General features: G+C 38.2%; 13 protein-coding genes. 4 read left to right on the plus strand and 9 right to left on the minus strand.

What is annotated here, in order from left to right; genetic code table 11:
- Window positions 1-478: 478 nt before the first annotated feature.
- Window positions 479-1267, minus strand: coding sequence for a DUF1868 domain-containing protein (locus VB694_RS23265; RefSeq protein ID WP_323362718.1), 789 nt, complete (start codon window positions 1265-1267; stop codon window positions 479-481).
- Window positions 1268-1407: 140 nt separating this feature from the next.
- On the opposite strand from VB694_RS23265, the gene holA reads away from it, so the two are divergent.
- Window positions 1408-2394, plus strand: coding sequence for a DNA polymerase III subunit delta (holA, locus tag VB694_RS23270; protein ID WP_323362719.1), 987 nt, complete (start codon window positions 1408-1410; stop codon window positions 2392-2394).
- Between the two features lie 179 nt (window positions 2395-2573).
- Complete coding sequence (locus VB694_RS23275) at window positions 2574-3023, plus strand: DUF4168 domain-containing protein (RefSeq protein WP_323362720.1); 450 nt, start codon at window positions 2574-2576, stop codon at window positions 3021-3023.
- A 319-nt stretch (window positions 3024-3342) separates the two neighbouring features.
- Here the strand turns inward: VB694_RS23275 and VB694_RS23280 are convergent, their stop codons facing one another.
- The 8 genes from VB694_RS23280 to VB694_RS23315 all read right to left on the minus strand — a co-directional run bounded on the left by VB694_RS23280 (window position 3343) and on the right by VB694_RS23315 (window position 12205).
- On the minus strand, window positions 3343-4257 hold the full coding sequence (locus VB694_RS23280; RefSeq protein WP_323362721.1) for a methylenetetrahydrofolate reductase: 915 nt from the start codon (window positions 4255-4257) through the stop codon (window positions 3343-3345).
- 111 nt (window positions 4258-4368) lie between these two features.
- Window positions 4369-4518 carry a hypothetical protein gene (locus VB694_RS23285; RefSeq protein WP_323362722.1) on the minus strand — a complete coding sequence of 50 codons (150 nt, stop codon included), beginning with the start codon at window positions 4516-4518 and terminating at the stop codon, window positions 4369-4371.
- A gap of 84 nt (window positions 4519-4602) precedes the next feature.
- Window positions 4603-4797, minus strand: coding sequence for a heavy-metal-associated domain-containing protein (locus tag VB694_RS23290; RefSeq protein ID WP_187038617.1), 195 nt, complete (start codon window positions 4795-4797; stop codon window positions 4603-4605).
- A gap of 26 nt (window positions 4798-4823) precedes the next feature.
- Window positions 4824-5432: a DUF305 domain-containing protein gene (locus VB694_RS23295; RefSeq protein ID WP_323362723.1), complete on the minus strand. Its 609-nt coding sequence runs from the start codon at window positions 5430-5432 to the stop codon at window positions 4824-4826.
- Between the two features lie 170 nt (window positions 5433-5602).
- On the minus strand, window positions 5603-6880 hold the full coding sequence (locus VB694_RS23300; RefSeq protein ID WP_323362724.1) for a response regulator: 1278 nt from the start codon (window positions 6878-6880) through the stop codon (window positions 5603-5605).
- A gap of 21 nt (window positions 6881-6901) precedes the next feature.
- A complete protein-coding gene (locus VB694_RS23305; protein ID WP_323362725.1) occupies window positions 6902-7420 on the minus strand; it encodes a response regulator in 519 nt (172 codons plus the stop codon).
- 233 nt (window positions 7421-7653) lie between these two features.
- Entirely contained in the window at window positions 7654-10788 is a 3135-nt protein-coding gene (locus tag VB694_RS23310; protein WP_323362726.1) for a GAF domain-containing protein, read from the minus strand.
- A 418-nt stretch (window positions 10789-11206) separates the two neighbouring features.
- On the minus strand, window positions 11207-12205 hold the full coding sequence (locus VB694_RS23315) for a succinate dehydrogenase/fumarate reductase iron-sulfur subunit (protein ID WP_323362727.1): 999 nt from the start codon (window positions 12203-12205) through the stop codon (window positions 11207-11209).
- Between the two features lie 1244 nt (window positions 12206-13449).
- Here VB694_RS23315 and VB694_RS23320 point away from each other — a divergent pair.
- Window positions 13450-13887: an AbrB family transcriptional regulator gene (locus VB694_RS23320; RefSeq protein WP_323362728.1), complete on the plus strand. Its 438-nt coding sequence runs from the start codon at window positions 13450-13452 to the stop codon at window positions 13885-13887.
- A gap of 192 nt (window positions 13888-14079) precedes the next feature.
- A complete protein-coding gene (locus VB694_RS23325) occupies window positions 14080-14946 on the plus strand; it encodes a type II CAAX endopeptidase family protein (protein WP_323362729.1) in 867 nt (288 codons plus the stop codon).
- Window positions 14947-15012 lie beyond the last annotated feature (66 nt).

Genomic DNA, 15012 nt, shown 5'->3' on the forward strand with positions numbered 1-15012 from the left:
CAGGAGGATAATTATTCAACGAATCAGGGCAAAACCCTTTTGTGGTCAAGGTTTTATGGCTTCTGTTAACTCAGCATTTTGTTGTCTATATCTAGATTTAACCCCATTGCTCACAAGTTTAAGAGCCAAAAAATTTCATTGATGAGTATAATTACTTTAAGATTATCTGGGTGAGAAATAAAAATGTGGATCAATCTGCTAAAAGAGTTAACTCATAGCATTTTTTCCTGTAATCAATAAGTATCTGCTCGTTTCAGGTTTGTCCAAAATACTATTTCTATGAGATAGATGAGTGACTAATTCTTTTTTGCCCGTTTTTGACATACCCTGCATCAGTGCTGCTTTTTAATTAACTTATGAGAAATGATGCCCAGATATCCGACTTCTTTGAGAAGTCGGGATCTATCTTCAAAATAACAAATAGTACGGGTAAAGCAAATTGCTAAACCCCTACCACTGACAACTAAAGATTGACAAATTAGAAATCTAAACTAGTCCAGTTTGGTTGACGATAATAATGTGTCATGTTGTCAAATTTCCGCAACTCAGCCCGATGGATTAAAATTTCTGGGAAATTTAACAACCATTGTTGATTTAATTCTGACAACTGGTTACTGAATTTTATCCGGTCTAGTTCAGGAGGTATTTCTCCAAAATAGCCTAGTGTAATATGGGCTGTAAAGTGGTAATGCTGCTCAATACCCAAGCCCATTAACTTACGGTTTTGGTAAATCAGCCGCCGGATTTGAATGATTTCCTCGTAGCAGCGTTCATCTTTGGGTATCAAACAAACGCCTATGGCCCTTGGCATCACTATCAGTCCCAGCATTTGCCAGGAAATGGAAATAGTATCCTTTGTTCTTGATTGTTGGTACTGTGCAAACAAATCACCCAAGCAAGAGTTTAATTCTTCTGCAAATTGGGGATTTTTTTCAGTGGCATGAATAAAAGCATGATCCCATATCAAGTCTGCCAAGGTTAAATGAAAGCTGGCAGGAGTTAGAGGTACAATCAAATCAGAGTTGATTGGTAAGTCTAACAGCGATCGCTGATAAGTCTCGATTTGGCTGTAAAAAGCAGCGTTTTGTGTATCTTCTTTGGCTGGTGGGGTAATCAGCGTATAGCCAGGAAAAGGTGCTGGCTGTCTAACTCCAGCATCGGGCTTGAATTTAGAAGATTCCTGGATGTGCTGAACCTGGGATCTGTAAGATTCTGGTAGCGTCATGCGTGCTACCCGATTTAAATAGGTTTGGTAGTTGTCGTCCAATCTTCTTAGCCTCGCGCTCTCTTGATAGATTGTAGGGAAATTTACTCAGTTTGACCAAGTTATTTTGTCAGGATTCAGGATTTCTAGGAGTCAAAAGCAAGATAAATATTCCCGATTCCCCATTCCCTATTTTGATTTTTATGCCAATTTATGTTTACTGGGGTGAGGATGATTTTGCCATTGAAAAAGCAGTGGCAGTTTTGCGTGATCGCATTCTCGATCCTTTATGGACAAGTTTTAATTATACTGCTTTTCCTCCAGATCAAGCGGATGCTGTGATTCAGGCTTTAAATCAAGTCATGACACCTTCTTTTGGGGCTGGTGGACGTTTGGTTTGGTTAATAAACACCAATCTCTGTCAACAATGTTCAGAAAATGTATTATCAGAATTACAACGGACTTTACCCGTAATTCCTGAAGACTCGTTTTTATTGCTTACTAGCCGCAATAAACCTGATGAACGCCTCAAAGCTACAAAATTTTTGAAACAGTTTGCTGAATTACGGGAATTTTCACTTGTTCCTCCCTGGAAAACTGAATTATTGGTGCAAGCGGTAAATCAAGCTGCTCAAACGGTAGGTGTGAAACTAACTCCTGAGACTGCGGAACTGTTGGCGGAGTCCATAGGTAATGATACACGGCTTCTCTATACAGAAATGGAGAAATTACAGCTTTATATTGCAGGTAGTAACAAGCCTTTAGATGTGAAGACTGTAACTCAGTTGGTCAGGAACACTACTCAAAATACCTTACAATTAGCAGCAAAGATTAGAACAGGAGATATAGATAAAGCGTTAGGTATTGTAGAGGATCTAATTAATGCTGCTGAACCGGGTTTACGGATTGTTGCCACTTTGATTGGTCAGTTTCGCACTTGGTTATGGGTAAAGATTATGATGGAAGCAGGAGAGCGCAATCCTCAAGCGATCGCTCAAGGTGCTGAAATCAATAATCCCAAACGCATTTACTTTTTACAGCAAGAAGTCAAATCTCTTTCTGTGCAGCAACTAGTTTCATCTTTACCCTTGTTACTGGAACTGGAAGTTAGTCTTAAACAAGGAGCGTCAGAAAGATCAATACTCCAAACTAAAGTCATTGAACTTTGTCAAGTATATCAGAGAAGGTAATCCGTCAAGCTTTTAAGAGTCCCAGTCCCTATCAAAATTTAGTTAATTCTAGGTTTTACTGGAACTTCTGTTTCCTAAAATAATTCAAATCTACTATCATACCTTTACTATTATTCTGTGTCATCTATCGTATGCAGGAAAATTATTTTGTCCTTTTGCGAAATTCAATTAAATATCAGATGTCGCACTCTTGGGTATTTGCAACCCTCACCACTGCGAGCTTAATTTTCGCTACTTTTGGGTTAAATGCCAAAGCTGATGCTCAAACGTTGACAGTTAACAATATAGAAGTGACTAACTACGCCCAGTCTGTGTTAGCCATGGAACCGAAACGTCAACAAGCGTTTGAGGAAATTAAAAAATTGATTGGTAGGGAAGAAATTCCTAAAATTGTTTGTAACGACCCCAGTAGTATGAATTCTCTACCAAACCAGGCCAAGGATATAGCAGTTAATTATTGTAACGATTCTCAAAAAATAGTAGCTGCACATAGTTTAACTATTGAACGTTTTAATCAAATTACTGTAGAAATTCAAAATAACACTGCTTTGAAAAATCAGATATATAATACGTTATTACGCTTACAAAATGAATCCGCTGCTAAATCAGGTGCGCGTAATGCCCCTTAAATCCCACATATCGCTGGTATCATAGCAGATTTAAAATTATGAATTTGGAGGAACTAAAACCCAAAATGATTACTAAACAATCATTAAGAATACCTGGTAGGTGGGAAACGAGCGCGGCTTTAACCCTGAGAGGGAAGCGACCCAAGCAGTTTTAACCGCTTTGGTATTTTATGTATTATCCGTGGTGCGGGTCTTCAATATATTTCCTCACGGCTTCACTACTAACCTTTCCCACCCCTGCTAAATCCAAAATAGGTGCAATTCCCTTCTGCGGAGGCAGCGATCGCACCTAACCTAATAACTACGATCGCTATTCCTGTTAACTAACTTTCCCCACCCCTGCTAAATCTAAAATAGGCGCGATCGCATCTTCTTTTTTCACCGCCATCAGATGCACACCCTGACACAAACCCCGCGCCATTTGCACCTGTTCCGCTGCAATTTTCATCCCTTCTTCTAACGGATGTTTCGCTTTTGCTAACCTATCAATAATATGATCAGGAATATTCACACCTGGAACAACTCTATTAATAAATTGGGCATTTTTCGCAGATTTCAACAAAAAAATTCCCGCCAAAATTGGTTTATTGTAGTGCGATGCAATTTGATCCATGAACTTCTCTAATTTTTCAAAATCTGTAATTAATTGACTTTGAAAAAATTGCGCTCCCGCTTCTATTTTCTTTTCAAACCGACTTTGTAAACCTGACCAACTTTTAGATTGCGGATCAACTGCTGCACCAGCAAATAAATCTAAAGCACCATCATTGAGGGTTTTATGATTAAAATCAACACCCTGATTCATGTTTCTAATTAACTGCAATAACCGCACAGATTCTAAATCAAAAACGGCTTTGGCATCAGGATAATCACCTGCTTTTACAGGGTCGCCGGTTAAAGCTAAAATGTTGCGGATACCCAAAGCATGAGCGCCCATTAAATCCGCTTGTAATCCTATTCTATTGCGATCGCGACAAGCAACTTGGCAAATCGGCTCAATGCCATTTTGTAGCAAAATCACCGAAGCTGCTAACGAAGACATCCCCAACACAGCACGGCTACCATCAGTAATATTGACAGCATGAACTCTCCCCTTAAGAGTCGCCGCCATTTCAATTGTATGGGTAATATCTCCCCCTTTTGGGGGTGCAACTTCAGCAGTAATGAGAAAATCTCCTGCTTCTACTGCTTTTCGGAAGTTGTTTAAAGCACTGGTGCTATGGAAATCCTGCATAGTTCAAATTTAATCTTGAGGTTTTCTTAAAGGGTAAAACAAATTACACCTTCAAGAGTAAACCTTAGTTGTATTTCATTACAATCGCCAGAATTTTCTGAAGATAAACAACTATAACTCTAATCCAATTAAACCTAAACCACCAATAGTCACAGCAACTTTTAAACCTAAAGGTTGCTTAATGCAAAGAAAGAATTTATTTTTCTCCACCTGCACCCAGTACAGCACAGCGTAAATAAACCAACCATTATCAATCGCCAAAAAGCTGACGACCTAATATTTTTGACTTTTGACTTTTGACTTTTGACTTCCGCGAAGCGGTACTAGTCCCCCAGTCCCTAACTGTTAAGCTGGGGGATACCCAGCAGCAACTAAAGCTTCTTTAATTGCAGTTTCTGAAGCTTGAGTATCTACATTTACCAGTTTTGTTTTAGGGTCAGCTTCAACGTTAGCATTAGCATCCACAGCTTTAACTGCATTGGTAATATTGTTGGCACACGCAGAACAAGCCATTCCCGGAACTGTAAGTTTGATTGTCATAAATTTAAAGAAGAAAGTGAAAAAAATTAAGATTTAGCTGGATACAACTGCTGCAATTGTTGAATTTGGGCAGTTTGCGTTTTGATAATAGCTTGAGCTAAATTACGAATTTGTAGCACATTAGCATTTTCCGCAGCTTTTGAGGCCATGTTCACAGACATTTGTTGATGGTGACTCATCCGCTGCACAAATTCTTGGTCAAAATTTGGGGAATTTTCCAAAGATTCTAAACTCATCATTCCACCCATTCCCTGACCCATTCCCTGACCCATTCCCTGACCCATTCCCATACAATTCATTGTATTAGCGGGAACTTCTGAGCCATACAACTGTTTATACAAAGCTTGTAATTGTTCAATTTCCTGGGTTTGGTCGATTTTTATCTGGGTTGCCAATGCTTTGATTTGGGGATTTTTTGCTTTCTGAATCGCTAAATCTGCCATTTTCAGCGTTTTTTGGTCGTGGTGAATCATCATAGTGATAAAACGCTGATCACCCATCTGCTGGCGCATAGTATTAGTCATACCAGCAGGTGTAGATGGTGAGTGTTCGTGTTCTTGGGCTTGTACGCTATTGGTTAGAGATAAAGCGACTAGTAAACCTAAAATACCAAAATTGACTGATTTGTTAAGCATAGCTTTTGCTCCTTTAACTTCCCAAGGAAGGTTTATGGCATTTCTGCCAAAAATCAGCAATTTTTATGCCTATGTCACTAATTTTTGGCCGAGAGTCCTGTTACATTCATTCTAAACCTTCCACTCTAATCTATGAGAAAGTCGAGAAGAGCTTTACAATTCTTGAAATATCAAGATATAGGAATTTCAATGATAAACTCTGAACCACCTTCATGACATTTTTGATAAATCAGACTACCTTTGTGAATACCAGTGATGATTTGGTAGCTAGTAAATAAACCTAATCCTACCCCTTTTTTAACTGATTTAGTAGTAAAAAATGGCTCAAATATATGAGCCTTATCCTCTTCATGAATACCTATGCCATTGTCTTTAATACTGATTCTGATTTTATTTTCTACCCCAGTTCTGGAATTGATGCCAATTGTCGGTTTAAATGAACTATCAATATTTAAATTTAGTTTTAATTCAAGTGCCTCAATAGCATTTTGTAAAATATTTAATAGGGCTTGATTAAATAAATTTTCATATCCCCTAACTTCTGGAATATCTTCAAATTCTTTAAAAATTGCTATATTAACTGAACTCTTTAAGCCCATTTGATTGCTTATTGTCATGATCATGTTATCAATATTTTCATTAATATTGAAAGATTTGATACCTGACTGATCAAGACGAGAGAAAATATGCAAAGCTTGAATAACTGAACGAATTCTTTCTGCTCCTGTGTAGATGGAATCAAGAATTTTGACAAAATCTGCATCAATAAAATCCAATTCAATTTCATCTATAAAACTTATAATTTCTGGAGTTGCATCTGGAAATTCTTGTCGATAAAGATTAATTAAACTAATCAGCTTTTGACGATATTCAGATGCAGGACTAATATTACCAAGAATAAAACTCAGCGGGTTATTAATTTCATGAGAAATGCCGGACATAATTCGATTTGCGTTAACTAGCTTTTCTTTTTGGATTAGTTCAGTCTGAGTATTTTGTAAGTCTAAAAGAGTATTTTGTAGCTGTTTATTACGATTTTCTAACTCTTGCTGGAGGTGTTTAATTTTTAACTGAGTCTGAATTCTTGCCAAAACTTCATCTAAATAAAATGGTTTAGTAATGTAGTCAATACCTCCAACTTGGAATGCTTTAACTTTATCGGTAACATCATTAACAGCACTCAAAAAAATAACGGGAATTGAACTTGTTTGGGAATCATTCTTTAAAAATTCGCATACCTCATACCCTCCCATTCCTGGCATATTGATGTCTAAAAGAATCAAGTCGGGGGCAAGTGTTTTGACAGCCATTAATGCAGCCTGTCCGTTGATTGCTTTACGAACTTGATAATTATGTTTGGATAAAAAATCAGATAAAAACTTAATATTTTCTAGCTTATCATCGACAATCAGAATATCGGCCAGAATCGCTTTATCTTGTGTGATCATGTCATTTTTATTGTTTGTGAATTAATTGCTTGAGGATTTATTTAAATCTATTGAGCTAGGAATTTTTCTGATAAAACAGGTAAGTTCTTCTAGCTTTGCATTCAGATCACAAATTGTTTGTTGAGCTTGAATAATAGTCAACTGATTTTGAACCCTTGCCAATACCTCTTCTATCATAAATGGCTTAGTAATATAATCTACACCACCTACTTGAAAAGCCTGTATCCTATCATTAACATCATCTGCTGCACTTAAAAAAATGATAGGAATATGAGTAGTTTTTGGGTTGGATTTTAGTTGTTGACAAACTTCATATCCACTCAGATCAGGCATTCTGATATCCAGTAAAATTAGACTTGGTGGAGATGCAGCAACAGTAGTTAAAGCCATTCCCCCACTAATTGCTTTGCGGGTCTGATATCCATGACGCTCTAAAATGCTAGAGAGGAGACGAATATTTTCGAGAACATCATCAACAATGAGAATGTTAGTCAGGCTGGTTGATGGTGAAAGTTGATTGTCTTGGCTTTTACTGCACATAATTTTCTTTTAAATGAGGAAACAGGAAAAAATCAATTCACAATATTATCTCCGGTAGGCTATGCCAGCAAAAATCATAAATCAAAAACGTAAGTATTCAGCTATAGCAATCGTTTATATCCAGATCCCCGACTTCACCAGATCAATTTATCATTTATGAACACAACCAATAAAAGAAGTCGGGGATCTTATGGCCTTAGCTGAATTTTTACTCAAAAACTTCTGTCACCTTCTTATTTTACTTGAGTCAGTCTCATCAATTGATCAAACTGATAAGTTTCAATCAATCTGCTTAAAGCTGTTATCAATGAAGTATGTTCAGGTGGAATTTGATTAATGAGGTTGATACATCTGCTATCGTTACCTTGGGCAGCAGCAAAATATAATTGGGCAATCCATTCCTCTGACATAATCGCTAAAGATACAGTATTAAGCATAAATTCCGGTTGCTGATTTAGTGTATTGGTGGTATTTGCACTTTCGGAAGTTGATTCATGCAGATATTGAATTTGCAGATGCTGGGATAGAGTTGCTAAAATTTCTTCCCGACGGAATGGTTTGCTAACAAAATCATCACAGCCAGCAGTTAGAGTATCCTGTCGCTGTTCAATAAAGGCACTTGCGGTCAGAGCGATGATTTTTGTGGGTTTGGCTTTTTGTCTAGGCTGAAATTCTTTTTCCCGACTGCGAATTTGTCGAGTAGCGGCATAACCATCAAGGATGGGCATCTGCATATCCATAAAAATTAGATGAGGTTGCCATTGTTGCCAGAGAGCGATCGCAACTTGTCCATTTTCAGCTTCTCGCACTTCCAAACCCAGGTTTTTCAGGACTTGGCTCAGTAGCAATCGGTTGGTAGCATTATCTTCAGCAATCAAAATCCGATAGTTCTGACCCGATGCAATGCCAACTACATGATCAAAGGTAATTGAGTTATCACTGGGGGTTGCTTGAACTAAACCAGCCTGAATGTTAAACCGAAAACAACTGCCTTGATCTAGTTTACTACTGACAGTGATTTTACCACCCATCAATTCTACAAATTTCTGACTAATTCGTAGCCCTAAACCTGTACCTTCTTTAGATTTCTGTCCGGCTTGTGCTTGTTGAAATGCCTGAAATAAATTACCAAGTTCTTCTGGGGCAATGCCAGTACCTGTGTCTTCCACCTCAAAGCAAAGATAGGGTGAGGATTGGGGAGATAGGGATAATAAGCTTTTAACTTCTGCCTCCTTTCTGATTCGTAGTTTTATACTCCCTTGCTCAGTAAATTTAATGGCATTACCTAGCAGATTGATTAAGACCTGACGCAGTTTATTTTCATCGGTTTTGATGTACTGAGGTACTGAAGGATGAACATCAAAACTCATTTGTAAACCCTTTGATTGTGCTTTTAGTTGCAACATAGCCAACAAACTAGAGAGCAACTTGTGTAAATCCAACTCTGTTGCGTAGAGTGTAATTCTTCCCGCTTCAATTTTAGACATCTCCAGCACATCATTAATTAGTGCTAACAGATGTTCACCACTGTTATTAATGATTTCCACATACCGTTGATGGTCAATACTTAAGGATTGATCTTGCTGCATCAACTGAGTAAAGCCAAGAATGGCGTTAAGGGGAGTGCGTAGTTCATGACTCATATTCGCCAAAAACTCACTTTTTGCTCGGTTAGCCTTATCTGCGGCTTCTTTGGCTACTTTTAGTTCCTCTGCCTGTTGTTGGGTTTGGGCAAATAGTTCTGCTTGTTGTACAGCCACCCCCAGCTGATTACCTATTTGGGTAACAATTCCTATTTCTGCATCTTGCCATTGTCGAGGATGGCTATTTTGATAAACTGCTAATAAACCCCAAATTTCCTGTCTACAGAAAATGGGGGTGATGATGTAAGCCCGTGCTTGTAATTCTTCGAGAAGATCAAGATAGCAGGAATCAAATCCAGCTGTGTAAATGTCATGAATACAACAATAGCTGTTTTTTTGGCCTAATCTGCCACCTTTGTTGTCCTGTAAATATGTATCACGGCTCAATACTTCTATACTACTTAGTTTAGTAGTTACACAGTTGGGTTGATCTACAGCTGTCTGGGTAAGTTTGGGATCTTTTGCCCGTGCTGGTAGCATCATATTCCAATTCTCACTGACAGACTCAGATACTAATTCCCCACTCCAGTCTGCTTGGAAGCGGTAAATTAGGACGCGATCGCATCCTACAGCTTGCCGTAATTCAGTAGTAGTGACATTAAAAATAGATTCTAGATTTAGGGTTTGCCGCATTCGTAAAATTATGCCGTTGATGGCTTTTTCACGTTCTGCCATCACCCGCATAGAAGCTTCCGCAGCAATACGTTCCCTAATTTCACTTTCTAGAGCATTATTAGTAGATATAAGTTCAGCTGTGCGTCCTTGAACCCGTAATTCCAGATCCTCATAAGCTTGGTTCTTTTCTTCTTCTGCCCATTTACGTTGGAGTTCGGCAGCAGCCCTAGCGGCAAAAACACTCAGAAGTGCCTTGGTACGATCATCGGTGAGGAAAGGTTTAACATCAATAATACAAAGATTACCAATCATCTGCCGATCCATATTTAGCAAGGGTACACCTACATAGCTTTGTGCGCCCATTTCTTTAAGTAAAGGAGCATCAGGAAACAAATCCTGTAAATTATTGGCATAAGAACGCAGTAATTTATCCTCAACTATGATTTGACAAGGAGTACCAGCTAATTGATATTCAATGTTTTCTACTAAATCAGCAACAGACCAGAGGGCAAGAGTTCGCAGTGCTGACAGAGAATTATCCACCGTTTCTGATACCATCACATAAGCTACATCTAAGGCTGTGGCTAGGTTCTGTACTAAAGCGGGAAAAAAATCGTCACCAGTTACAGAAGCAGTTCCAGTCACAATCATGCGGAGGGTTTCTTCGGTGCGTTGTCTTTCTGCTACTTGTTTTTCTAATTCCTGGTTGATGACTTGTAGCTGTTCTGGTGTTTGCAATGACAAAAATTGCGGTAGCAGTTCTACTAATTGTAAAGCGGTATAGCAAGAAACTATGGCAGTCAAGGCACGTTCAATCCCAGAAATCCAGTAGTCTGGATGCCACAATGTCCATATATCGAGGAGATGTCCCGTACCGCACAGGACAATAAATGCACCAAATAAAACAAAAATTTTGGAGAAGGGAATATCACCCCGCTGGCTGACAAAATAGATCAGCATTGTGGGGATGGAAAAATAGGCGATCGCAATTAAGGCATCACTAACTAAATGTAATCCTACTAATGGAGTTTGCCAAAGGTAGCAATGTCCGTGGGGCATATAGTAATTAGACGCTAATATATTTTGAAATAAAGCTAATATTGATTTCATAGTTTAAATTTAATGTTTGTAACGCAGCGAATATAAGTATTAACAGGACTCAGGAAGATTAATTTTGAACATTCAACTTTTAACTTATACCAATTCTGTATAAAGATGCGCCAAATTTATCAGGGTTTTAACCGCAGAGGCGCAGAGGTCGCAGAGGAGGAAAATACAAGTCACAAAATTAAGCGCAGCCTCATAAAGAAATGGTATTAGCTGGGAAAAAAATTAAATGGTAAAATAGCTTTTTATCTGATTGTGTGTGAATTTACATAATGACTTATTGTAACAATAGTAATTCCAGAAACGTATAAAAAATAATACTTATACCATTTTCCCAATAGCCTGATACAAATCATTGGTTTTGAACTGTTACCTATTTGTATCAACTCTCAAGTAAAACGGTATAAGCCCAGATTTGGTGTTAGGATTCGGTTTTTTGTACGGATTCGATGAGCGATCGCACTTGTTCTGTTCCTTCTGAGGGTTCAAAGAAAAGGGGAAATTTACCCCGGACAAGCATTCTCAAACCTAGAGGTGCAAGACTGAGTAAACCTTTTAAATCACGGAAATAGTTACCAACTACTTGGATACCAAATTGACGCTCATCAATCCAACCACCCGTTTTTACTAACTCTATCAATACTTTGCGGTGACGAATTGAACGGCTGTCACTTGCTTGTTTGCGGTCAAGAATTTCTTGTTTAATTTTGGTGATTTGTTCTAATGGTGCAACCTCCATTGGACAAACGGAGTCGCAGTAAAAACAGCGAGTACAACCCCAAACTCCTTGAGTTCCGGCGTTATATTTTTCTAAACGATTTTCGGTGTTGCTATCGCGGGAATCTGCTGTCATGCGATATGCTTTGGCGAGAGCATGGGGACCCACAAATTCTGGATTCACTTCACGAGCATTGCATTCTGAATAACAAGCACCGCACATAATACAGTTACCAGTTTGATCCAAAAGCGATCGCTCTTGTGGTGTTTGCAGAAATTCTTTTTCTGGTACTTGTCGCGCTGCTGTACTTACATAAGGTGTAACTGCTTCTAAATTGTCCCAAAAACTGCTCATATCCACGACCAAATCCTTAATCACGGGCATATTACCCAAAGGAGCGATCGTAATTTCGTGAATAGGATGATGATGGTTTTTCGGTGATGAAATTTTTTGTAGTCTAGCCAGTTCACTACCCACATTTTCCTTGCAAGCTAAAGCTGAACGGCCATTAATTCTCATAGCACAGCTGCCACAAATGGTATTGCGGCAATTTTTGCGAAATGCTAAAGTTCCATCTTGTTCCCACTTAATCCGATTCAGGCAATCAAGGATTGTATTACCTGGTTCTACCTGCAAAGGATAAGTTTGTACGATAGGGGCAGAGTTTGGCTGCTGGCGAATAATCTTAAAAATAACTTCCATATATTACCAACCCAATTCTTAAAATTGCCTTACCTTCCACAAAAATCATACAGCAGCTGAACTCAACTAAAGGCTGAAAGCTGAACTAAGGCATTTTTCAGCCCTACAGCGATGGAAGTTAATTTTGAAAATATTTTGGGGTTTTCCCTGACAATCAGGGAGACATCTACTCTTAACTACTTTATCCTCTACACTTGACACTTCTTTAGTCAAGTCATATTTGTAAACAGTCTTCAAGCAATAGCGAAGTAAAAATTTTTCAAATATATAGAAGTGTTAAAGCGGCAGATAATTATTTGGTTGTGGCTATCAAGCAGGGGATATATGTGGTAAATTGATTCTTCCCCCAGACAGAAGTAGAGAGTAATCTGAGAGATTTTCCCTGATACTAATAAACTGGGCGAAAAATCCCTACTGCTTTTTGTCTCATCTCCATCAAGAAAACCAGGATTTAAGTCACTCACTCACAACGGCTGACCTAAATTATATAAATTTTTATAAAACCTTTGACTCTCTACTCATCAGAGCATACAGCCAGCAGAAAATCTCTACTGCTTTTTCTTGCTACAAACTCCAGTGATGTGAAAAAAAATTAATTTGTAAGTTGTATTTTAAATTAAACAAATATTTTGCTATTATTATTCCATGATAGTATTTAATAGAAAATTACGAACTCACAAAACCAGTACCAAACGCATTACAAGTGCGGCTGCTACTGCTTTGTTTATTCGTAATGTAGAGACATAAAGTTTCTTGTCTCTATTGGCTGGACAAAAGGGTGTATGTCTGTAAGACCATAAGCAAATACTATGCTTTCCTAAGCTGAAGATGACAAGTGGGTACAAACCTACAACTCAAGAGCAAAAAAGGCAAGCACTGAAAGTGAAAAACCTGCAATTTATTGTATCTACGACTTTTTTGGAGTAGAACTCGCCTGATTTGTAAAGGTGGCTGAAAATTCCACCGTTACAGTAGCGCCAAAAAATAAAATACTTTTATTTCTAATGGCGAATGATGGTTAAAAGTGCTGTAAAATCACATTCAATAAATATCTGTGACAACCATGACCTCTAAAATTAATGTGGATCACCATATATAGAGGTACTTGGGCTGATCATATCAGCAGGAATTCACACATCACCCTAAATTTTTCAGTAGCTCTGTAACTTGGCTAAGAAGCCAAATAAAAATAATCAGGCTACTTTGATGATCCGCTTGGAGAAATTAAGGAATTTTTGAAAATAATGACTGAAACTGCAACCGCCCCATTAACTGGAAAAACACTCCTGGCTAAAGTAAAAGAGCTTTCTAATTTACCACGCCGAGAAAGAGCAAAACAGTGCGGCTATTACACCGTTACTAAGAATAATCAGGTACGTGTCAATCTAACTGATTTTTATGATGCTTTACTGTCAGCTAGAGGTATTCCTCTCAGTCCAGAAGCACCCAAAGATGGTCGTGGACGCGAACCGACATATCGGGTAAGTGTTCATCAAAATCGTCAAATTGTCATCGGTGCTACCTACACCAAAGCCATGGGTTTAAAGCCTGGTGACGAGTTTGAAATTCGGTTAGGTTACAAGCATATTCACTTGATTCAACTTGGTGAAAGTGATAAAAAATTAACTTCACAAGATATAGAATCCGATGATGCGGATTTGGAGAATGAAGACGAGGAATAAATTTCTCTCAGAGTAGGGATCAGTTGTAGGTAAATTTTTGCTTACTTGTCCCTACTGCTACAAATTAAATAGTATTTGTGGTCTAAGAATTTCTTTACACAACAAAATACGATTTGACATTTTGTATGAGTCACAAATTCTAGTAGAGTTTTGAATAATAAGCAAAAACTCTATTAGGGTCAGAAGTCTGTCGTGATTTTTTTGTCTGTTTTCTTATCACTTGTAGAGCCATCAATCAATACATTACTGGCGTTGCTCAAAAATGCGTCGGTAATGTTTGTTGTCATGGCTTTTTTCATTGCTTGGGTAGTGTGTTGGTTGCCATTAGCAGCGATATCCGCTTTCAAGCTTAATTTGCAAATTAACAAACCTTTACAACCAGAGCAAAAAATACCTTTATTGGTATCTCTCTATTTATTAGCGCCTCTAATTCTGTGGGGAATGAATTGGTTAGGACTGGGATCTTTTGCTGATTATGGTTTGGTGGGGAATATTTCAATTTTGGGTTCTTTGCTGCTGGGTTTAGCTTTGGGTGTGCTAGGAATAGCGGTGTTATTTTTATGTCAATTTTGGCTAGGTTGGTGCTATGTAGAACAATCAAAGCTCAAATTAATCCCAGGAATTTTGCTACCAATTTCTTTGGTGGCTTTGTTTGTCGGGGGGATAGAAGAATTAGTTTTTCGGGGTTTTCTCTTGACAACACTAGAGAAAGATTACTCAATTTGGTTAGCAGCTATTATTTCTAGTTTGATTTTTGCTTTACTACATTTGGTTTGGGAACAACAAGAAACAGCGCCGCAACTACCTGGGTTATGGCTGATGGCAATGGTTTTAGTCGTAGCGAGGTTGGTTGATGGTAATCATTTAGGTATAGCTTGGGGACTTCATGCGGGTTGGGTATGGGCGATCGCTACCATAGATACAGGCGAACTCATTACCTACACGGGGAAAGTCTCAGAATGGGTTACAGGTAAAAACAAAAAACCCCTAGCTGGTTTAGCTGGGGTTGTTTGCGTTTGCTTGACAGGAGTAATTCTCTGGTGTTTTTTTGGTTTATAACTATTTCTTTCTAAGGTGCTTAGGACATCAACACTTCTAGATTAAATCTAGAAGATCCCAAAAGAT

This window comes from Anabaena sp. UHCC 0451, from assembly GCF_034931405.1.
Lineage (GTDB): Bacteria > Cyanobacteriota > Cyanobacteriia > Cyanobacteriales > Nostocaceae > RDYJ01.

Coding starts and splice junctions, on each gene's coding strand:
- holA (WP_323362719.1), top strand. CDS start 1,408: ATGCCAATTTATGTTTACTGGGGTGAGGATGATTTTGCCATTGAAAAA.
- VB694_RS23275 (WP_323362720.1), top strand. CDS start 2,574: ATGTCGCACTCTTGGGTATTTGCAACCCTCACCACTGCGAGCTTAATT.
- VB694_RS23280 (WP_323362721.1), bottom strand. CDS start 4,257: ATGCAGGATTTCCATAGCACCAGTGCTTTAAACAACTTCCGAAAAGCA.
- VB694_RS23290 (WP_187038617.1), bottom strand. CDS start 4,797: ATGACAATCAAACTTACAGTTCCGGGAATGGCTTGTTCTGCGTGTGCC.
- VB694_RS23295 (WP_323362723.1), bottom strand. CDS start 5,432: ATGCTTAACAAATCAGTCAATTTTGGTATTTTAGGTTTACTAGTCGCT.
- VB694_RS23300 (WP_323362724.1), bottom strand. CDS start 6,880: ATGATCACACAAGATAAAGCGATTCTGGCCGATATTCTGATTGTCGAT.
- VB694_RS23305 (WP_323362725.1), bottom strand. CDS start 7,420: ATGTGCAGTAAAAGCCAAGACAATCAACTTTCACCATCAACCAGCCTG.
- VB694_RS23310 (WP_323362726.1), bottom strand. CDS start 10,788: ATGAAATCAATATTAGCTTTATTTCAAAATATATTAGCGTCTAATTAC.
- VB694_RS23315 (WP_323362727.1), bottom strand. CDS start 12,205: ATGGAAGTTATTTTTAAGATTATTCGCCAGCAGCCAAACTCTGCCCCT.
- VB694_RS23320 (WP_323362728.1), top strand. CDS start 13,450: ATGACTGAAACTGCAACCGCCCCATTAACTGGAAAAACACTCCTGGCT.